Below are 19,855 nucleotides of genomic sequence, written 5' to 3' on the forward strand. Positions count from 1 at the left end.
CCGTGCAAAATAACAACAGATGTTAACAAATAGCATTAAATATTGCGCAAATGATAACCACATTTGTGTTTATCCCGATTTTCGCGATCGCAGCCGGAGTGGCGCAATCCCTGCAATACTTAAATCGGTATCATGTGATACGCGAGCCTCCGGAGCATATTTTGAACAGGTTACCTTCGAGCGCATCGGCTTTAGCGTGCAGCGCCCACGCCCTGAATCTCATTGAGAAGCGAACGCTGGATCATGAGGAGATGAAAGCACTTAACCGGGAGGTGATTGAATACTTCAAAGAGCATGTCAATCCGGGGTTTTTAGAGTATCGCAAATCTGTTACCGCCGGCGGGGATTACGGAGCCGTAGAGTGGCAAGCGGGAGGTTTAAATACGCTTGTCGACACCCAGGGACAGGAGTTTATCGACTGCCTTGGAGGTTTTGGAATTTTCAACGTGGGGCACCGTAATCCAGTTGTGGTTTCCGCCGTACAGAATCAACTTGCGAAGCAACCGTTACATAGCCAGGAGCTGCTCGATCCGTTACGGGCGATGCTGGCGAAAACCCTTGCGGCGCTAACGCCCGGTAAACTGAAATACAGCTTCTTCTGTAATAGCGGCACCGAGTCCGTTGAAGCAGCGCTGAAGCTGGCGAAGGCTTATCAGTCACCGCGCGGCAAGTTTACTTTTATTGCCACCAGCGGCGCGTTCCACGGTAAATCCCTTGGCGCGCTGTCGGCCACGGCGAAATCGACCTTCCGCAAACCATTTATGCCGCTGCTGCCAGGGTTCCGTCATGTACCATTTGGCAATATCGAAGCCATGCGCACGGCCCTTAGCGAGTGCAAAAAAACCGGTGATGATGTTGCTGCAGTGATCCTTGAGCCGATTCAGGGCGAAGGTGGCGTCATTCTGCCGCCGCCGGGCTATCTCACCGCCGTGCGTAAGCTGTGCGATGAGTTCGGCGCACTGATGATCCTCGATGAAGTACAAACAGGCATGGGGCGCACGGGTAAGATGTTCGCCTGCGAGCATGAGAACGTACAGCCGGACATCCTGTGCCTGGCAAAAGCCCTCGGCGGCGGCGTGATGCCGATTGGCGCAACCATCGCCACTGAAGAGGTGTTTTCCGTTCTGTTCGACAACCCGTTCCTGCATACCACTACCTTTGGCGGCAACCCGCTGGCCTGTGCGGCGGCGCTGGCGACCATCAATGTGTTGCTGGAGCAGAACTTACCGGCTCAGGCTGAACAAAAAGGCGATATGTTGCTGGACGGTTTCCGTCAACTGGCGCGGGAATATCCCGATCTGGTGCAAGAGGCGCGTGGTAAAGGAATGTTGATGGCGATTGAGTTTGTTGATAACGAAATCGGCTATAACTTTGCCAGCGAGATGTTCCGTCAGCGCGTCCTGGTGGCCGGAACGCTCAATAACGCCAAAACGATCCGCATTGAACCGCCACTGACACTGACCATTGAACAGTGTGAACTGGTGATCAAAGCGGCGCGTAAGGCGCTGGCGGCCATGCGAGTAAGTGTCGAAGAAGCGTAGTATCAAATCGGATGGCGATACGACGTCGCCATCCGATCTTTTTATACGATACGTACGCCCGCAGGCATCATCCGCTCCGGCGTTAACAGCACGCTTTCACTGCCGTCATCGGTTTCCGCACACAACAGCATGCATTCCGACGTTTCACCACGCATTTTCGCTTTTTGCAGATTGCATAAGACCACCACCGTTTTTCCCATCAACTCTTCTTCGCTGTAGTACGGCACCAGGCTGGTCACGGTTTGCAGTGTTTTTTCCCCCACATCAACCTGTACGATGTACAGCTTGTCGGCGTTTTCATGGCGTTTCACTTCCACAATCTTTCCGACGCGCATTTCCAGACGTGCAAAATCAGCGTAAGCCACGGTTTCCATTGCTTCCTCCCTTCAAGTAAAATTTTACTAAACTATAGCAAAAGTTTTTCTCAATCCTGTAGGCTAAAAATGGAGAATGCAGGCGTGATCACATTCGTAAGCCGCTGTGTTACCGTTACAGCGTCAAAGAAACGCGCTTTATTTACTGAAAACAGGTGACCCGATAAGCACTTCCTCTACAATGGAAGCGCACATCAGGGAAAGTAAAAAAGGTAAACATGGCAACACTAAAAGACATCGCAATCGAAGCTGGCGTATCCCTAGCGACAGTATCCAGGGTCTTAAATGACGATCCAACATTGAATGTGAAAGAAGAGACGAAACATCGCATTCTGGAGATCGCCGAAAAGCTGGAGTACAAGACCAGTAGCGCCCGTAAACTCCAGACAGGTGCAGTTAACCAACACCATATTCTGGCTATCTACAGCTACCAGCAGGAGCTGGAGATCAACGATCCTTACTATCTGGCGATCCGCCACGGCATTGAAACTCAGTGCGAAAAGCTGGCGATCGAACTGACCAACTGTTATGAACACAACGGCTTACCAGACATTAAAAACGTCACCGGTATTTTAATTGTCGGCAAACCCACGCCCGCCCTGCGCGCCGCTGCCAGCGCATTGACCGACAATATCTGTTTTATCGACTTTCACGAACCCGGCAGCGGTTACGATGCGGTGGATATCGATCTGGCACGCATCAGTAAAGAAATCATCGACTTCTATATCAATCAGGGCGTTAATCGTATTGGTTTTATTGGCGGTGAAGATGAGCCTGGCAAGGCGGATATTCGTGAGGTCGCCTTTGCGGAATATGGCCGACTGAAACAAGTGGTACGCGAAGAGGATATCTGGCGCGGAGGCTTTTCCAGTTCGTCGGGCTATGAACTGGCAAAACAAATGCTGGCGCGGGAAGACTACCCGAAGGCGTTGTTTGTCGCTTCTGATTCCATTGCTATCGGCGTACTGCGGGCAATTCATGAACGAGGCCTGAACATCCCACAGGATATTTCGCTTATCAGCGTGAACGACATCCCCACCGCGCGATTTACCTTTCCGCCGCTCTCAACCGTGCGCATCCATTCCGAGATGATGGGAAGTCAGGGCGTTAACCTGTTGTATGAAAAGGCTCGCGATGGTCGCGCGCTGCCGCTGTTAGTCTTCGTTCCCAGCAAATTAAAACTGCGCGGCACGACCCGCTAAATCCCCTTACACACTGTCCGGCAATCGTTTTTGCCGGACAGTGCTGCCGTTTATTTTCGTGATCCAGTTAAAGTAAATGCATTTACCCGCTACTTTTTAGTAAAAATTTTACTAAACTCCCCAGCAATTACACAAACTACCATCACCATGAATGGTTTCGATATCTCTCTACCGGGAGGCCCTATGAATCGCTGGGAAAACATTCAGCTCACCCACGAAAACCGACTTGCGCCGCGTGCGTACTTTTTTTCATATGATTCTGTTGCGCAGGCGCGTACCTTTGCCCGCGAAACGAGCAGCCTGTTTCTGCCCTTAAGCGGTCAGTGGAATTTCCACTTTTTTGACCATCCGCTGCAAGTGCCAGAAGCCTTCACCTCTGAGTTAATGGCTGACTGGGGGCATATTACCGTCCCCGCCATGTGGCAAATGGAAGGTCACGGCAAACTGCAATATACCGACGAAGGTTTTCCGTTCCCTATCGATGTGCCGTTTGTCCCCAGCGATAACCCAACCGGTGCCTATCAACGTATTTTCACCCTCAGCGACGGCTGGCAGGGTAAACAGACGCTGATTAAATTTGACGGCGTCGAAACCTATTTTGAAGTCTACGTTAACGGTCAGTATGTGGGGTTCAGCAAGGGCAGTCGCCTGACCGCAGAGTTTGACATCAGCGCGATGGTTAAAACTGGCGACAACCTGTTGTGTGTGCGCGTGATGCAGTGGGCGGATTCCACCTACGTGGAAGACCAGGATATGTGGTGGTCGGCGGGGATCTTCCGCGATGTTTATCTGGTCGGAAAACAACTCACGCATATTAACGATTTCACCGTTCGTACCGACTTTGACGAAGCCTATTGCGATGCCACGCTTTCCTGCGAAGTGGTGCTGGAAAATCTCGCCGCCTCCCCTGTCGTCACAACGCTGGAATATACCCTGTTTGATGGCGAACGCGTGGTGCACAGTAGCACCATTGATCATCTGGCAATTGAAAAACTGACCAGCGCCAGCTTTGCTTTTACTGTCGAACAGCCGCAGCAATGGTCAGCGGAATCCCCTTATCTTTACCATCTGGTCATGACGCTGAAAGACACCGACGGCAACGTTCTGGAAGTTGTGCCACAACGTGTTGGCTTCCGTGATATCAAAGTGCGCGACGGTCTGTTCTGGATCAATAACCGTTATGTGATGCTGCACGGCGTCAACCGTCACGACAACGATCATCGCAAAGGCCGCGCCGTTGGAATGGATCGCGTCGAGAAAGATCTCCAGTTGATGAAGCAGCACAACATCAACTCCGTGCGTACCGCTCACTACCCGAACGATCCGCGTTTTTACGAACTGTGTGATATCTACGGCCTGTTTGTGATGGCGGAAACCGACGTCGAATCGCACGGCTTTGCCAATGTCGGCGATATCAGCCGTATTACCGACGATCCGCAGTGGGAAAACGTCTACGTCGAGCGCATTGTTCGCCATATTCACGCGCAGAAAAACCATCCTTCGATCATCATCTGGTCGCTGGGCAATGAATCCGGCTATGGCTGTAACATCCGCGCGATGTACCATGCGGCGAAGGCGCTGGATGACACGCGACTGGTGCATTACGAAGAAGATCGCGATGCTGAAGTGGTCGATATTATTTCCACCATGTACACCCGCGTGCCGCTGATGAATGAGTTTGGTGAATACCCGCATCCGAAGCCGCGCATCATCTGTGAATATGCTCATGCGATGGGGAACGGACCGGGCGGGCTGACGGAGTACCAGAACGTCTTCTATAAGCACGATTGCATTCAGGGACATTATGTCTGGGAATGGTGCGACCACGGGATCCAGGCGCAGGATGACAACGGCAATGTCTGGTATAAATTCGGCGGCGACTACGGCGACTATCCCAACAACTATAACTTCTGTCTTGATGGTTTGATCTATTCCGATCAGACGCCGGGACCGGGCCTGAAAGAGTACAAACAGGTTATTGCGCCGGTAAAAATCCACGCGCTGGATCTGACTCGCGGCGAACTGAAAGTCGAAAATAAACTGTGGTTTACCACGCTTGATGACTACACCCTGCACGCAGAGGTGCGCGCCGAAGGTGAAACGCTCGCGACGCAGCAGATTAAACTGTGCGACGTTGCACCGAACAGCGAAGCCTCCTTGCAGATCACGCTGCCGCAACTGGACGCTCGTGAAGCGTTTCTCAACATTACGGTGACCAAAGATTCCCGCACCCGCTACAGCGAAGCCGGACACCCTATCGCCACTTATCAGTTCCCGCTGAAGGAAAACACCGCGCAGCCTGTGCCTTTCGCGCCGAATAATGCGCGTCCGCTGACGCTGGAAGACGATCGTTTGAGCTGCACCGTTCGCGGCTACAACTTCGCAATCACCTTCTCAAAAATGAGTGGCAAACCGACATCCTGGCAGGTGAATGGCGAGTCGCTGCTGACCCGCGAGCCAAAGATCAACTTCTTCAAGCCGATGATCGACAACCACAAGCAGGAATACGAAGGGCTGTGGCAACCGAATCATTTGCAGATCATGCAGGAACATCTGCGCGACTTTGCCGTAGAACAGAGCGATGGTGAAGTGTTGATCATCAGCCGCACGGTTATAGCACCGCCGGTGTTTGACTTCGGAATGCGCTGCACCTACATCTGGCGCATCGCTGCCGATGGCCAGGTTAACGTGGCGCTTTCCGGCGAGCGTTACGGCGACTATCCGCACATCATTCCGTGCATCGGTTTCACCATGGGGATTAACGGCGAATACGACCAGGTGGCGTATTACGGTCGTGGACCGGGCGAAAACTACGCCGACAGCCAGCAGGCTAACATCATTGATATCTGGCGCAGCACCGTCGATGCCATGTTCGAGAACTATCCCTTCCCGCAGAACAACGGTAACCGTCAGCATGTCCGCTGGACGGCACTCACTAACCGCCACGGCAACGGTCTGCTGGTGGTTCCACAGCGCCCCATTAACTTCAGCGCCTGGCGCTATACCCAGGAAAACATCCACGCTGCCCAGCACTGTAACGAGCTTCAGCGCAGTGATGACATCACTCTGAATCTCGACCACCAGCTGCTTGGCCTCGGCTCCAACTCCTGGGGCAGCGAGGTGCTGGACTCCTGGCGCGTCTGGTTCCGTGACTTCAGCTACGGCTTTACGTTGCTGCCGGTTTCTGGCGGAGAAGCTACCGCGCAAAGCCTGGCGTCGTATGAGTTCGGCGCAGGGTTCTTTTCCACGAATTTGCACAGCGAGAATAAGCAATGAGGATCATCGATAACTTAGAACAGTTCCGCCAGATTTACGCCTCTGGCAAGAAGTGGCAACGCTGCGTTGAAGCGATTGAAAATATCGACAACATTCAGCCTGGCGTCGCCCACTCCATCGGTGATTCATTGACCTACCGTGTGGAAAATGACTCCGCGACCGATGCGCTATTTACCGGGCATCGACGCTATTTTGAAGTGCATTACTACCTGCAAGGGCAGCAAAAAATTGAATATGCGCCGAAAGAGACATTACAAGTAGTGGAATATTATCGTGATGAAACTGACCGTGAATATTTAAAAGGCTGCGGAGAAACCGTTGAGGTCCACGAAGGGCAAATCGTTATTTGCGATATCCATGAAGCTTATCGGTTTATCTGCAATAACGCGGTCAAAAAAGTGGTTCTCAAAGTCACCATCGAAGATGGTTATTTCCATAACAAATAACAACTACGGCGGCAAAAGGAGTTTGCCGCCACCGCTACCCTACTCATTTTCGGAGATGTGTTATGTCTGATACCAAACGTAATACAATCGGCAAATTCGGCTTGCTCTCGCTGACTTTTGCCGCCGTTTACAGCTTTAACAACGTTATCAATAATAATATTGAGCTTGGACTGGCCTCGGCACCGATGTTTTTCCTCGCGACGATTTTTTATTTTATTCCCTTCTGTCTGATCATCGCAGAATTTGTTTCGTTAAATAAAAACTCAGAAGCTGGTGTCTACGCGTGGGTAAAAAGTTCGCTGGGCGGGCGTTGGGCATTTATTACTGCCTATACCTACTGGTTCGTAAACCTGTTCTTTTTCACCTCGCTGTTACCGCGCGTTATTGCTTATGCTTCGTATGCCTTCCTCGGCTACGAATATATTATGACACCGGTTGCCACCACCATTATCAGTATGGTGCTGTTCGCCTTCTCCACCTGGGTTTCTACCAACGGGGCGAAAATGTTGGGGCCAATTACCTCCGTCACTTCAACGCTGATGCTGCTGTTAACGCTCTCCTACATTTTACTGGCAGGTACGGCACTGGTTGGCGGCGTACAGCCTGCCGATCCGATCACCGTTGACGCGATGATCCCGAACTTCAACTGGGCGTTCCTCGGCGTTACCACCTGGATCTTTATGGCCGCAGGTGGCGCGGAGTCCGTCGCGGTGTACGTTAACGACGTCAAAGGCGGTTCGAAATCGTTCGTTAAAGTGATCATCCTCGCCGGGATTTTTATCGGCGTACTGTATTCCGTTTCCTCGGTGCTGATTAACGTCTTCGTCAGCAGCAAAGAGTTGAAATTTACTGGCGGCTCGGTACAGGTATTCCACGGCATGGCGGCGTATTTTGGTCTGCCGGAAGCGTTGATGAATCGCTTTGTCGGTCTGGTGTCCTTTACCGCGATGTTCGGTTCCCTGCTGATGTGGACCGCAACGCCGGTGAAAATTTTCTTCTCCGAAATCCCGGAAGGCATCTTTGGTAAGAAAACCGTCGAACTGAACGAAAATGGCGTTCCGGCGCGTGCAGCGTGGATCCAGTTCCTGATCGTCATCCCGCTGATGATTATCCCGATGCTCGGTTCCAATACCGTGCAGGATCTGATGAATACTATTATTAATATGACTGCCGCAGCGTCCATGCTTCCGCCGTTATTCATCATGCTGGCTTACCTGAATTTACGCGCCAAATTAGATCACCTGCCACGCGATTTCCGCATGGGCTCCCGCCGCACCGGTATTATCGTTGTTTCAATGCTGATTGCGATATTTGCCGTAGGGTTTGTCGCTTCGACATTCCCGACTGGCGCGAATATTCTGACCATCATTTTTTATAACGTCGGCGGTATTGTTATCTTCCTCGGCTTTGCGTGGTGGAAATACAGTAAATATATAAAGGGATTAACGGCTGAAGAGCGCCATATTGAAGCGACGCCAGCCAGCAATGTTGATTAAGCAGACTAATAAAAAATGAGCAGGCATTTTCCCTCTTCCTGGATGGGGAGAGGGAAAATAGTTTCTGCCTTTATATTTTTATAATTACAACGATAAAAGGCTGTACTTTTTCTTTAGCTCATGGATTAACACAATGAAATTAATCACTGCACCATGCAGAGCATTACTTGCTCTGCCGTTTTGCTACGCCTTTTCTGCGGCAGGAGAAGAAGCTCGTCCGGCAGAACATGACGACACAAAAACACCCGCCATTACCTCGACATCTTCTCCTTCATTTCGTTTTTACGGCGAATTAGGGGTTGGTGGATATATGGATTTAGAGGGTGAGAATAAACATAAATACAGCGACGGCACCTATATTGAAGGTGGACTGGAGATGAAGTACGGCTCCTGGTTCGGCCTGATTTACGGCGAAGGCTGGACCGTACAGGCCGACCACGACGGTAATGCCTGGGTGCCTGACCATAGCTGGGGTGGTTTCGAAGGTGGGATTAACCGTTTCTATGGCGGTTATCGAACCAATGATGGCACCGAAATCATGCTCAGTCTGCGTCAGGATTCCTCGCTGGATGACCTGCAATGGTGGGGCGACTTCACCCCCGATCTGGGCTACGTCATTCCCAATACCCGCGACATTATGACCGCGCTGAAGGTGCAGAACTTAAGCGGCAACTTTCGTTATAGCGTCACCGCCACGCCTGCCGGACATCATGACGAAAGCAAAGCCTGGCTACATTTTGGCAAGTACGATCGCTACGACGACAAATACACCTATCCGGCAATGATGAACGGTTACATCCAGTATGACCTTGCCGAAGGCATCACCTGGATGAACGGTCTGGAAATCACCGACGGCACAGGACAACTCTATCTGACGGGCCTGCTTACCCCTAACTTTGCCGCTCGCGCCTGGCACCATACCGGACGCGCCGACGGGCTGGACGTACCGGGAAGTGAAAGCGGGATGATGGTGAGCGCCATGTATGAAGCTTTAAAGGGCGTTTATCTCTCCACCGCTTACACCTACGCCAAACATCGCCCTGACCACGCTGACGATGAAACCACCTCTTTCATGCAGTTTGGTATCTGGTACGAATACGGCGGCGGACGTTTCGCAACGGCTTTTGATAGCCGCTTCTACATGAAAAATGCCTCTCACGATCCCAGCGACCAAATCTTCCTGATGCAATATTTCTACTGGTAATAAGGACTGTAATTTCATGAAAATCAAAACTATTTTAACGCCAGTAACCTGCGCTCTGCTGATAAGTTTTTCCGCCCATGCCGCTAACGCCGACAATTATAAAAACGTGATTAACCGTACTGGCGCGCCGCAGTACATGAAGGATTACGATTACGACGATCACCAGCGTTTTAATCCGTTTTTCGATCTCGGAGCCTGGCATGGCCATCTGTTGCCAGACGGCCCGAACACCATGGGCGGCTTTCCGGGCGTTGCGCTGCTGACGGAAGAGTACATCAACTTTATGGCCAGCAATTTCGACCGCCTGACCGTCTGGCAGGACGGTAAGAAAGTCGACTTCACGCTGGAGGCATACAGTATTCCCGGCGCGCTGGTGCAAAAACTGACAGCAAAAGATGTACAGGTCGAAATGACTCTTCGCTTCGCCACGCCGCGCACGTCACTACTGGAAACCAAAATCACCAGCAATAAACCGCTGGATCTGGTGTGGGACGGCGAACTGCTGGAAAAACTGGAAGCGAAAGAAGGGAAACCGCTTTCCGATAAAACCATTGCTGGCGAGTACCCTGACTATCAGCGCAAAATCAGCGCCACCCGTGATGGCCTGAAAGTCACCTTTGGCAAAGTGCGCGCCACCTGGGATCTGCTGACCTCCGGTGAATCAGAATATCAGGTGCATAAATCCCTGCCGGTGCAGACTGAAATCAACGGTAATCGCTTTACCAGTAAGGCGCATATCAACGGTTCGACGACGCTCTACACCACCTATTCCCATCTGCTGACCGCTCAGGAAGTTAGCAAAGAGCAAATGCAGATCCGCGATATTCTGGCGCGTCCGGCGTTTTATCTCACCGCCTCGCAGCAACGCTGGGAAGAGTATCTGAAGAAAGGGTTAACCAATCCGGATGCGACGCCGGAACAGACGCGCGTCGCGGTGAAAGCGATCGAAACACTCAACGGTAACTGGCGCTCACCGGGCGGTGCGGTGAAATATAACACCGTCACGCCGTCGGTGACCGGACGCTGGTTCTCCGGCAACCAGACCTGGCCGTGGGATACCTGGAAGCAGGCGTTTGCGATGGCGCATTTCAATCCGGACATCGCCAAAGAGAATATCCGCGCGGTCTTCTCCTGGCAGATCCAGCCCGGCGACCGCGTGCGTCCGCAGGATGTGGGCTTTGTCCCCGACCTGATAGCGTGGAACCTTAGCCCCGAGCGTGGCGGCGATGGCGGCAACTGGAACGAACGTAATACCAAACCCAGCCTTGCCGCCTGGTCGGTGATGGAAGTGTACAACGTCACCCAGGATAAAGCCTGGTTGGCAGAGATGTACCCGAAACTGGTGGCCTATCACGACTGGTGGTTACGTAACCGCGATCATAACAGCAACGGCGTGCCGGAATATGGCGCGACCCGCGACAAAGCCCACAACACTGAGAGCGGCGAGATGCTGTTTACGGTGAAAAAAGGTGACAAAGAAGAGACGCAGTCTGGGCTGAACAACTACGCCCGCGTGGTGGAGAAAGGCCAGTACGACAGTCTGGAAATTCCGGCACAGGTTGCTGCGTCGTGGGAATCAGGTCGTGATGACGCCGCCGTCTTTGGGTTTATCGACAAAGAACAGCTGGATAAATATGTCGCTAATGGCGGCAAACGTAGCGACTGGACGGTGAAATTCGCCGAAAACCGCAGTCAGGACGGAACGTTGCTGGGCTACTCGCTATTGCAGGAGTCGGTGGATCAAGCCAGCTATATGTACAGCGATAACCATTATCTGGCGGAGATGGCAACCATACTCGGTAAGCCGGAAGAGGCCAAACGCTATCGCCAGTTGGCACAGCAGCTCGCGGACTACATCAACACCTGTATGTTCGACCCGACTACACAGTTCTACTATGACGTGCGCATTGAAGATAAACCACTGGCGAACGGCTGCGCGGGCAAACCGATTGTCGAGCGCGGTAAAGGGCCAGAAGGCTGGTCACCGCTGTTTAACGGTGCGGCAACGCAGGCCAACGCAGACGCGGTGGTGAAGGTGATGCTCGATCCTAAAGAGTTCAACACCTTTGTTCCGCTGGGAACGGCGGCGTTAACCAATCCGGCTTTTGGCGCTGATATCTACTGGCGCGGGCGCGTATGGGTGGATCAGTTCTGGTTTGGTCTGAAAGGGATGGAACGTTACGGTTATCGCGATGATGCCCTGAAACTGGCGGATACGTTCTTCCGGCACGCCAAAGGGTTAACCGCCGACGGCCCGATTCAGGAAAATTACAACCCGCTGACCGGCGCACAGCAAGGAGCACCAAATTTCTCCTGGAGCGCCGCGCATTTGTATATGTTGTATAACGGTTTTTTCCGTAAGCAGTAATTTGCAACAGCTGGCGGATGCGGCGTGAACGCCTTATCCGCCCTGGCCTGCGGCATCGGGGGTATACGCACTCTTTTCTTTTAAACTGCGGTAAAAACCGGAATGCAACTGACCGAAATTAATAAAATAATACTGATTTGCCGTCTGACGTTTAATGGTTCGACGGTTATGCGCCCTGTTCACTGACTGGTGCTGGAGCTGTTGAGTTGAACAAACGGGTCAGCCGCTCTCCGGGGGGCCAGTGAGCAAACATGGCACTATATGCCCCCCTGAGAGAAAGGAATTCATTACATGGTAACACCATGCCACATCAAAGCCAGTGCAGGTATGACATTGCCCCTGGCCCTGGAGAACCAGGAGAGCTGCAGGACACGTCTGGAAGAGATGTTAAATTTAATCAACAGGAATATAGACTGCAGCACGGGTGTTCCTGACCAGGTTAACGCACTGGTGGCTACCATGGCGGACGCTCTGCAGCCGTACACAGTGATGACGAACGAACTGCCGGAGTATCCGAACATGCCGGGACGTGTCCTGTACATTCCTGAGCCGTTCAGTTTCTGTTTTTCCGGCCACACCATCACCTTCACGAACACGAAAAGGGATTACAACGGGGACAATCTCGTGAACATTGCGGTCAGCAAGGACGGGGGGAATGCCCGTGGCGATGCTGACTGTGCCCTGTTTCACGCCTTTGTCACAACAATGATGTCACGCAGTCGCCAGCCAGGAACATATGATTTCTTTCCCTCACTCAAGGAAGAAAAACAAGGGGAAGGAATGCATTTCATGGTAACACCACGCAACTCCAGCATCAGCGCGGGCGCGATAATGTCCCGGCCCCTGCTGCAGAACCAGCACGGCTGTGAAATTCTGAATAAGATAATAAATTTAATCAACGCGGATACGGACGAGGTTAATGAACTGGTAGTTGCCATGACGAACGCGCTGTTTCTGTATCAGACGGTGGTGAGGACTGAGCTGCAACGCACTGAGCCATTCACTGAGCCGTTCAGGTTCAGTTTCTTTTTTTCCAGCCACACCATCACCTTTACGAAGGCGGAGAGTAATAGCAAATTAGTGCAGATTGAGGTCAGTAGGGGCGGGGTGACGGTCCGTGAATGTGTTGGCAGTGCCCGGTTTCGCACCATTGCCGCGGCAATGGTGTCATGCCGTATCAGTGAGGCCGCTGCAACTTCCCTGGCCCTGCAGCAGACCCTGCACAGTCGGGTAATTCTGAAGCTGATGATAAAATTAATCAACGCGGATACGGACCGCAGCATAGCTGTTCCTGACCGGGTTAACGAACTGGCAGTTGCCATGACGAACGCACTATATCGGTACCAGACGGTGAGGGGTGATAAGCAGATAATCCCTGAATCGTTCAGTTTCGGGTTTTCCGGCCATACCATCACCGTCACGCCGGGAAGGTATAGTCGCTCTGTGAACCTTAAGGTCTGTGGGGGCGGGGTGCCAGCTTGTGCAACAGCTGACCGTACTCTGTTTCGCACCATTGCCGCAGCACTGGTATCAAGCAACCAGCAAGGAACACTTGATTTCAGATCCTCCCTCCCCTTCCTGGCGGAAGGAAACCTGAGCACGGAAAATGAGGCTACCCCGCCACTGCCCACCCGCCCCCGCGTCCAGGTTAGGCGGAAAGTGGCCAAAAGGGCCAGCCCCCATGTCAAAAACATCCGAAGTTTCAGGTCTTCACAGCCCTTACTGATGGATGGAAATCAGAGTGCGGAACATGCGCCTGGCCCGCAATTGCCCTCCGTCCTAGCAAGACAGAAAGGGACCAAAAAGCCCCCATTATCGACGAAGTCATCCTGAAATGGTCGAAGATGCCCCCGGATGAGCGGGCTAAAGATAGCGTGATTTACTATCTCCGTAGCCTGCCGTCCTGTCAGGACGACCACCACGTTACCTATTAATTTTTCGAACACCGTACTTGCACAACGAGAGGTGTCCATATACAGATAAGACGCGACAAGCGTCGTATCCGGCATTTCCAATGGGCGTATTCTTTTTGAATCCCATCACAAACCCCGCACTCCCTTTTTCCCTTTTCCCCGGCGACGGCTAAATTAGAACTCATCCGACCACATAACAATTATTTTACATACTGGACAATTTTATGAGCTACCCGTCGCTGTTCGCCCCGCTGGATTTAGGCTTCACCACGTTAAAAAACCGAGTACTGATGGGTTCAATGCACACGGGACTGGAGGAATACCCGGACGGCGCTGAACGGCTGGCAGCGTTTTATGCTGAACGCGCCCGTCACGGCGTGGCGTTGATTGTCAGCGGCGGTATTGCACCAGATTTAACAGGCGTTGGCATGGAAGGCGGCGCAATGCTCAATGACGCAAGCCAGATCCCACACCATCGCACCATTACCGAAGCCGTACATCAGGAAGGCGGCAAAATCGCCCTGCAAATTTTGCATACCGGGCGCTACAGCTACCAACCGCATCTGGTCGCTCCTTCCGCATTGCAGGCTCCCATCAACCGTTTCGTTCCCCATGAGTTAAGCCATGAAGAGATCCTGCAACTGATCGACGATTTCGCCCGCTGCGCGCAACTGGCGCGGGAGGCAGGATACGACGGTGTAGAGGTGATGGGTTCCGAAGGGTATTTGATCAACGAATTTCTGACGCTGCGCACCAATCAGCGCAGTGACCAGTGGGGCGGCGATTACCGCAACCGGATGCGATTTGCCGTAGAAGTAGTGCGTGCGGTGCGCGAACGCGTCGGCAATGACTTCATTATTATCTACCGTTTGTCGATGCTCGACCTGGTCGAAGGCGGCGGCACTTTTGCCGAAACGGTAGAACTGGCGCAGGCCATCGAAGCGGCTGGTGCAACCATTATTAATACTGGCATTGGCTGGCATGAAGCGCGTATTCCGACCATCGCCACGCCCGTGCCGCGCGGCGCATTTAGCTGGGTCACGCGCAAACTGAAAGGCCACGTTTCGCTGCCGCTGGTGACCACCAACCGAATTAACGATCCGCAGGTTGCCGACGACATTCTCTCGCGCGGCGATGCCGATATGGTGTCGATGGCACGACCGTTTCTTGCTGATGCGGAGCTGCTGTCAAAAGCGCAATCGGGACGAGCCGATGAGATCAACACCTGTATTGGCTGCAACCAGGCCTGTCTCGATCAGATCTTCGTGGGCAAAGTCACCTCGTGCCTGGTGAATCCTCGCGCCTGCCACGAAACCAAAATGCCGATCCTTCCTGCCGTGCAGAAAAAAAATCTGGCGGTGGTCGGCGCAGGTCCGGCAGGGCTGGCGTTTGCCATTAACGCGGCGGCGCGTGGTCATCAGGTAACGTTGTTTGATGCTCACAGTGAGATCGGCGGTCAGTTTAATATCGCCAAACAGATCCCTGGCAAAGAGGAGTTTTACGAAACGCTGCGCTATTACCGCCGGATGATCGAAGTGACGGGCGTGACGCTGAAACTCAATCACACCGTGACGGCGGATCAGTTACAGTCGTTCGATGAAACGATCCTCGCTAGCGGGATCGTACCGCGCATTCCACCTATCGACGGAATCGATCATCCGAAGGTGTTGAGTTATCTCGACGTACTGCGCGACAAAGCGCTTGTGGGCAAAAAGGTAGCAATCATCGGTTGTGGCGGGATTGGTTTTGATACGGCGATGTTTTTAAGTCAGCCGGGTGAGTCCACCAGCAAGAACATTGCCGAGTTCTGTAATGAGTGGGGGATCGACAGCAGCCTGCAACAGGCTGGTGGCTTAAGCCCGCAGGGAATGCAGATCCCGCGTAGCCCACGGCAGATTGTGATGCTCCAGCGCAAAGCCAGCAAACCGGGACAGGGGTTAGGCAAAACCACCGGCTGGATCCATCGCACCACCCTGCTCTCGCGCGGCGTGAAAATGATCCCAGGCGTAAGTTATCAGAAGATCGACGATGACGGGCTGCATGTGGTGATCAACGGCGAAACGCAGGTATTAGCAGTGGACAATGTGGTGATCTGCGCAGGGCAAGAGCCAAACCGCGCGCTGGCGCAACCGCTGATTGATAGCGGGAAAACTGTGCATTTAATTGGCGGCTGCGATGTAGCTATGGAGCTGGACGCACGACGGGCAATTGCCCAGGGAACACGGCTGGCGCTGGAGATTTAAATCGTTATTTGAAGCGCCGGATGCGACGCTTGCCGCGTCTTATCCGACCTGGGGGTAACGTGCTGAACGTATGCCAGATAAGGCGTTTACGCCTTATCTGGCAGGTAGCTGCCAATCTTACCGACGACGCCCCAGCTTCACTGCTTTCAGCACCACAAATTTATTATTCGTGGCGATGGTGGTGCAGTTGCCGAAAATCTTCTTCAGTTTATGGAAGTAATCCAGGTGACGGTTGGCAACGATATATAGCTCGCCGTTGATTTTCAGACAGCGGCGGGCGTGGTGGAACATCTCCCAGGCGACGTTATCGGTCAGCGCATGTTGCTGATGAAACGGCGGGTTGCAGAGCACAGCATTAAAGCGGAAAGGCTCCACGCCGGAGAGCGCGTTGTTGATCATAAACTCGCAGCGATCCAACGCCTCTGGCATGTTGGTTTCAACGTTCAAACGGCTGGAAGCAACCGCCATCGGCGATTCATCGACAAACACCACTTTCGCCTGCGGGTTTTTATCAAGCAGCGTCAGACCAATAACGCCATTACCACAACCGAGATCGACAATCTCACCTTCGAGATTCTCTGGCAGATGCTGCATAAAGAAGCGCGCGCCAATATCCAGCCCGGTGCGGGAGAAGACATTCGCATGGTTGTGGATAGTCCAGTCAGTACCTTCCAGTTTCCAGCTAACGGTCTGCGGCGCATCGGCCAGCGGCGGCTCGTTGAAAGTACAGTTAATTAAGCGTGCCTTCTTCCATGCCAGCGTGGTGGTGGTCGGGCCGAGCACTTTTTCGAACAGTTCCAGCGTGGAAGTGTGGATGTCACGGGCTTTGGCACCGGCAATAATACGTGTATCCGGCGTGACCACTTTGCGCAGCGCACGCAGTTGTTGTTCCAGCAACGCCAGTGTTTTCGGTACTTTGATCAGTACCACGCCCGGCTGTTGCGGGTAGTCGGCGGTGCTGTCGAGAAACTTCACGCTCGACTCATCAATCCCGTTGAGGCGTAAATTCTCGCGCGTCGCCAGTTCGCTGATGTATGAGTCGCCAATGCTGTATGGCTTATGTTCCGCCAGCGCACAACTTAACGCACCAAAGGCATCATTCAGGATCAACACCGGGCCGCGGATTTCTGTGTCGTCCAACTGTTGCAGCAAATATTCATCCGCCGCTTCCCACGCCTGTAGTGGGTTAACGTCATCCGTCGCCGGAAAACGTTGTAGTGTCAGTGAACGGAAACCGTTGTCTAAGTGGCTCATCGGCCCTCCTGAATGATAAAATTTCGACGTTGCCCCTGAAAAGGGTGCGTGAGTATACCCTTTTTCTCTTTTTCGTGGGCGGTTATGAGCAATCTTACTTATCTTCAGGGTTATCCCGACCAGCTACTTTCCCAGGTGCGAACGCTGATTAACGAACAGCGTCTGGGCGATGTGCTGGCAAAACGTTATCCGGGAACACACGACTACGCCACCGATAAAGCCCTCTGGCAATATACCCAGGATCTGAAAAATCAGTTTCTGCGCAATGCCCCGCCGATCAATAAAGTGATGTATGACAATAAGATCCACGTGCTGAAAAACGCGCTCGGATTACATACTGCCGTTTCGCGTGTGCAGGGCGGTAAGCTGAAAGCAAAGGCGGAGATCCGCGTCGCTACCGTGTTTCGCAACGCGCCGGAACCGTTTTTGCGCATGATCGTGGTGCACGAGCTGGCGCACCTGAAGGAGAAAGAGCATAACAAAGCGTTTTACCAGTTGTGCTGTCATATGGAACCCCAGTACCACCAGCTTGAGTTCGACACCCGACTGTGGCTAACCCAGTTGTCGCTTGGGCAGGACAAAATCTGAAAATGATGTCAGGCGTTATCTTTTCTTCCTTTAGCGCCTAAAATCGACCTCCCCCCTTTCGTTAAGGATAACGACCATGCTGCGCGCCTTTGCCCGCCTTCTTCTCCGTATTTGTTTTTCTCGCCGGACTCTAAAGCTTGGCTGTTTATTGTTGCTTATAGCAGGAGCGACCATTTTTATTGCCGATCGCGTTATGGTCAACGCCAGCAAGCAGCTGACCTGGAGCGATGTCAATGCAGTTCCGGCGCGTAACGTGGGTTTATTGCTGGGGGCGAGGCCGGGTAATCGCTACTTTACCCGACGTATTGATACCGCAGCAGCGTTGTACCACGCCGGAAAAGTGAAATGGCTACTGGTAAGTGGCGATAACGGACGTAAAAATTACGATGAAGCCTCAGGTATGCAGCAGGCTTTGATCGCTAAAGGCGTACCGGCGAAAGTGATCTTCTGCGACTATGCCGGATTCTCAACGCTTGATTCCGTGGTGCGTGCCAAAAAGGTGTTTGGTGAAAACCATATCACCATTATTTCGCAAGAATTTCATAACCAACGCGCCATCTGGCTGGCAAAACAGTACGGCATCGACGCTATCGGCTTTAACGCGCCAGACCTCAATATGAAGCACGGTTTTTATACTCAGTTACGGGAGAAACTCGCCAGAGTCAGCGCGGTGATTGACGCCAAAATCCTCCATCGCCAGCCGAAATATCTCGGGCCATCGGTCATGATTGGGCCGTTTAGTGAGCATGGCTGTCCGGCGCAGAAATAATGCGTATCTGCGCACGTCGAAGATGAAAAAGGCGTGCTACATTGACGGCAGAATCCCTTTATGGAGTATCCACGCGTTATGATACGTTTCGCTGTGATTGGTACGAACTGGATCACTCGCCAGTTCGTCGAGGCCGCCCATGAGAGCGGTAAATACAAGTTAACCGCCGTATATTCCCGCAGCCTTGAACAGGCCCAGCACTTTGCCAATGATTTTTCTGTCGAGCATCTGTTTACGTCGCTGGAAGCGATGGCAGAAAGCGATGCCATTGACGCGGTGTATATTGCCAGCCCGAATGCCCTGCACTTTTCCCAGACACAACTTTTCCTTAGCCACAAAATTCATGTGATTTGCGAGAAGCCGCTGGCATCGAATCTGGCGGAAGTGGATGCCGCCATTGCCTGTGCGCGGGAAAATCAGGTGGTGCTGTTTGAGGCATTTAAAACCGCCAGCCTGCCGAACTTTCATCTGTTACGCCAGGCACTGCCGAAAGTCGGCAAACTGCGTAAAGTCTTTTTCAACTATTGCCAGTATTCCTCACGCTATCAACGTTACCTGGATGGTGAGAATCCCAACACCTTTAATCCGGCATTCTCTAACGGTTCAATTATGGATATCGGCTTTTACTGCCTGGCGTCGGCGGTGGCATTATTCGGTGAACCGAAAAGCGTGCAGGCAACCGCCAGTTTGCTGGCAAGCGGTGTGGATGCCCACGGCGTGGTGGTGATGGATTACGGTGATTTCAGCGTTACGTTGCAGCACTCAAAAGTGAGCGATTCTGTCCTGGCAAGCGAGATTCAGGGCGAAGCAGGATCGCTGGTGATTGAAAAACTGTCTGAATGCCAGAAAGTTTGCTTTGTTCCGCGTGGCAGCCAGATGCAGGATCTCACCCAACCGCAGCATATTAATACCATGCTCTACGAAGCAGAGCTGTTTGCTGAAATGGTGGATGAACATCTGGTGGATCATCCAGGGCTGGCGGTCAGTCGCATCACCGCCAAACTGCTGACTGAGATCCGCCGCCAGACTGGGGTGATTTTTCCGGCAGATAGCGTAAAACAATAATGGTTACCGTAAAGCAGTGTAAAAGGCATGTAACAGACCATTGACTGACTGAATGGTCTGTCATACTTTGTTACCTGCAAAGGGGAGTAACTTCATTGCCGGTCGATCGTCATTAC

General features: G+C 52.6%; 14 protein-coding genes. 12 read left to right on the plus strand and 2 right to left on the minus strand.

Going from position 1 to position 19,855, the window contains the following annotated elements; translation table 11 throughout:
- Positions 1 to 161 precede the first annotated feature (161 nt).
- Positions 162 to 1,541 (plus strand): putrescine aminotransferase, encoded by a 1,380-nt coding sequence (ygjG, locus tag ACJHXB_RS02515; protein WP_001309772.1) that lies wholly within the window; start codon positions 162 to 164, stop codon positions 1,539 to 1,541.
- 41 nt (positions 1,542 to 1,582) lie between these two features.
- Here ygjG and ACJHXB_RS02520 read toward each other — a convergent pair whose 3' ends face one another.
- The gene (locus tag ACJHXB_RS02520) at positions 1,583 to 1,915 is read right to left on the minus strand and encodes a tRNA-binding protein (RefSeq protein WP_000450588.1); all 333 of its coding nucleotides are present in this window, start codon (positions 1,913 to 1,915) and stop codon (positions 1,583 to 1,585) included.
- Positions 1,916 to 2,133: 218 nt separating this feature from the next.
- Between ACJHXB_RS02520 and ebgR the strand changes: the two genes are divergently transcribed.
- The 8 genes from ebgR (at position 2,134) to fadH (ending at position 16,063) form a co-directional block, all read left to right on the plus strand.
- On the plus strand, positions 2,134 to 3,117 hold the full coding sequence (ebgR, locus tag ACJHXB_RS02525; protein ID WP_000212444.1) for a transcriptional regulator EbgR: 984 nt from the start codon (positions 2,134 to 2,136) through the stop codon (positions 3,115 to 3,117).
- A 183-nt stretch (positions 3,118 to 3,300) separates the two neighbouring features.
- Positions 3,301 to 6,393 (plus strand): beta-galactosidase subunit alpha, encoded by a 3,093-nt coding sequence (ebgA, locus tag ACJHXB_RS02530; RefSeq protein WP_001082903.1) that lies wholly within the window; start codon positions 3,301 to 3,303, stop codon positions 6,391 to 6,393.
- Entirely contained in the window at positions 6,390 to 6,839 is a 450-nt protein-coding gene (locus ACJHXB_RS02535; protein WP_001219943.1) for a beta-galactosidase subunit beta, read from the plus strand. The genes ebgA and ACJHXB_RS02535 overlap by 4 nt, the downstream gene beginning before the upstream one ends.
- A gap of 62 nt (positions 6,840 to 6,901) precedes the next feature.
- Positions 6,902 to 8,335 carry an amino acid permease gene (locus ACJHXB_RS02540; protein WP_001285446.1) on the plus strand — a complete coding sequence of 478 codons (1,434 nt, stop codon included), beginning with the start codon at positions 6,902 to 6,904 and terminating at the stop codon, positions 8,333 to 8,335.
- A gap of 133 nt (positions 8,336 to 8,468) precedes the next feature.
- The gene (gene ygjJ, locus ACJHXB_RS02545) at positions 8,469 to 9,539 is read left to right on the plus strand and encodes a protein YgjJ (RefSeq protein WP_000767652.1); all 1,071 of its coding nucleotides are present in this window, start codon (positions 8,469 to 8,471) and stop codon (positions 9,537 to 9,539) included.
- 16 nt (positions 9,540 to 9,555) lie between these two features.
- The gene (ygjK, locus tag ACJHXB_RS02550) at positions 9,556 to 11,907 is read left to right on the plus strand and encodes an alpha-glucosidase (protein ID WP_000695493.1); all 2,352 of its coding nucleotides are present in this window, start codon (positions 9,556 to 9,558) and stop codon (positions 11,905 to 11,907) included.
- 291 nt (positions 11,908 to 12,198) lie between these two features.
- Positions 12,199 to 13,740, plus strand: coding sequence for a hypothetical protein (locus ACJHXB_RS02555; protein ID WP_000258472.1), 1,542 nt, complete (start codon positions 12,199 to 12,201; stop codon positions 13,738 to 13,740).
- A 304-nt stretch (positions 13,741 to 14,044) separates the two neighbouring features.
- Positions 14,045 to 16,063 (plus strand): NADPH-dependent 2,4-dienoyl-CoA reductase, encoded by a 2,019-nt coding sequence (gene fadH / locus ACJHXB_RS02560; protein ID WP_000121427.1) that lies wholly within the window; start codon positions 14,045 to 14,047, stop codon positions 16,061 to 16,063.
- A gap of 117 nt (positions 16,064 to 16,180) precedes the next feature.
- Here the strand turns inward: fadH and rlmG are convergent, their stop codons facing one another.
- Positions 16,181 to 17,317: a 23S rRNA (guanine(1835)-N(2))-methyltransferase RlmG gene (gene rlmG / locus ACJHXB_RS02565; RefSeq protein ID WP_000018671.1), complete on the minus strand. Its 1,137-nt coding sequence runs from the start codon at positions 17,315 to 17,317 to the stop codon at positions 16,181 to 16,183.
- An 84-nt stretch (positions 17,318 to 17,401) separates the two neighbouring features.
- Here rlmG and ACJHXB_RS02570 point away from each other — a divergent pair, with 84 nt between their 5' ends.
- The 3 genes from ACJHXB_RS02570 (at position 17,402) to ACJHXB_RS02580 (ending at position 19,739) form a co-directional block, all read left to right on the plus strand.
- Positions 17,402 to 17,905 carry a M48 family metallopeptidase gene (locus ACJHXB_RS02570; RefSeq protein ID WP_001308964.1) on the plus strand — a complete coding sequence of 168 codons (504 nt, stop codon included), beginning with the start codon at positions 17,402 to 17,404 and terminating at the stop codon, positions 17,903 to 17,905.
- A gap of 76 nt (positions 17,906 to 17,981) precedes the next feature.
- On the plus strand, positions 17,982 to 18,674 hold the full coding sequence (locus ACJHXB_RS02575; RefSeq protein WP_000942561.1) for a vancomycin high temperature exclusion protein: 693 nt from the start codon (positions 17,982 to 17,984) through the stop codon (positions 18,672 to 18,674).
- A gap of 78 nt (positions 18,675 to 18,752) precedes the next feature.
- Entirely contained in the window at positions 18,753 to 19,739 is a 987-nt protein-coding gene (locus ACJHXB_RS02580; protein ID WP_410233459.1) for a Gfo/Idh/MocA family protein, read from the plus strand.
- Positions 19,740 to 19,855 lie beyond the last annotated feature (116 nt).

Source organism: Escherichia sp. WS3227_2, assembly GCF_046486495.1.
Classification (GTDB): Bacteria; Pseudomonadota; Gammaproteobacteria; order Enterobacterales; family Enterobacteriaceae; genus Escherichia; species Escherichia coli.

Bases quoted from the DNA above. Each gene is read 5' to 3' on its own strand.
- ygjK (WP_000695493.1), top strand. From the start codon at position 9,556: ATGAAAATCAAAACTATTTTAACGCCAGTAACCTGCGCTCTGCTGATA.
- ACJHXB_RS02535 (WP_001219943.1), top strand. From the start codon at position 6,390: ATGAGGATCATCGATAACTTAGAACAGTTCCGCCAGATTTACGCCTCT.
- ACJHXB_RS02555 (WP_000258472.1), top strand. From the start codon at position 12,199: ATGGTAACACCATGCCACATCAAAGCCAGTGCAGGTATGACATTGCCC.
- ACJHXB_RS02520 (WP_000450588.1), bottom strand. From the start codon at position 1,915: ATGGAAACCGTGGCTTACGCTGATTTTGCACGTCTGGAAATGCGCGTC.
- ACJHXB_RS02570 (WP_001308964.1), top strand. From the start codon at position 17,402: ATGAGCAATCTTACTTATCTTCAGGGTTATCCCGACCAGCTACTTTCC.
- rlmG (WP_000018671.1), bottom strand. From the start codon at position 17,317: ATGAGCCACTTAGACAACGGTTTCCGTTCACTGACACTACAACGTTTT.
- ebgA (WP_001082903.1), top strand. From the start codon at position 3,301: ATGAATCGCTGGGAAAACATTCAGCTCACCCACGAAAACCGACTTGCG.
- ebgR (WP_000212444.1), top strand. From the start codon at position 2,134: ATGGCAACACTAAAAGACATCGCAATCGAAGCTGGCGTATCCCTAGCG.
- fadH (WP_000121427.1), top strand. From the start codon at position 14,045: ATGAGCTACCCGTCGCTGTTCGCCCCGCTGGATTTAGGCTTCACCACG.
- ACJHXB_RS02575 (WP_000942561.1), top strand. From the start codon at position 17,982: ATGCTGCGCGCCTTTGCCCGCCTTCTTCTCCGTATTTGTTTTTCTCGC.
- ygjJ (WP_000767652.1), top strand. From the start codon at position 8,469: ATGAAATTAATCACTGCACCATGCAGAGCATTACTTGCTCTGCCGTTT.
- ACJHXB_RS02580 (WP_410233459.1), top strand. From the start codon at position 18,753: ATGATACGTTTCGCTGTGATTGGTACGAACTGGATCACTCGCCAGTTC.
- ACJHXB_RS02540 (WP_001285446.1), top strand. From the start codon at position 6,902: ATGTCTGATACCAAACGTAATACAATCGGCAAATTCGGCTTGCTCTCG.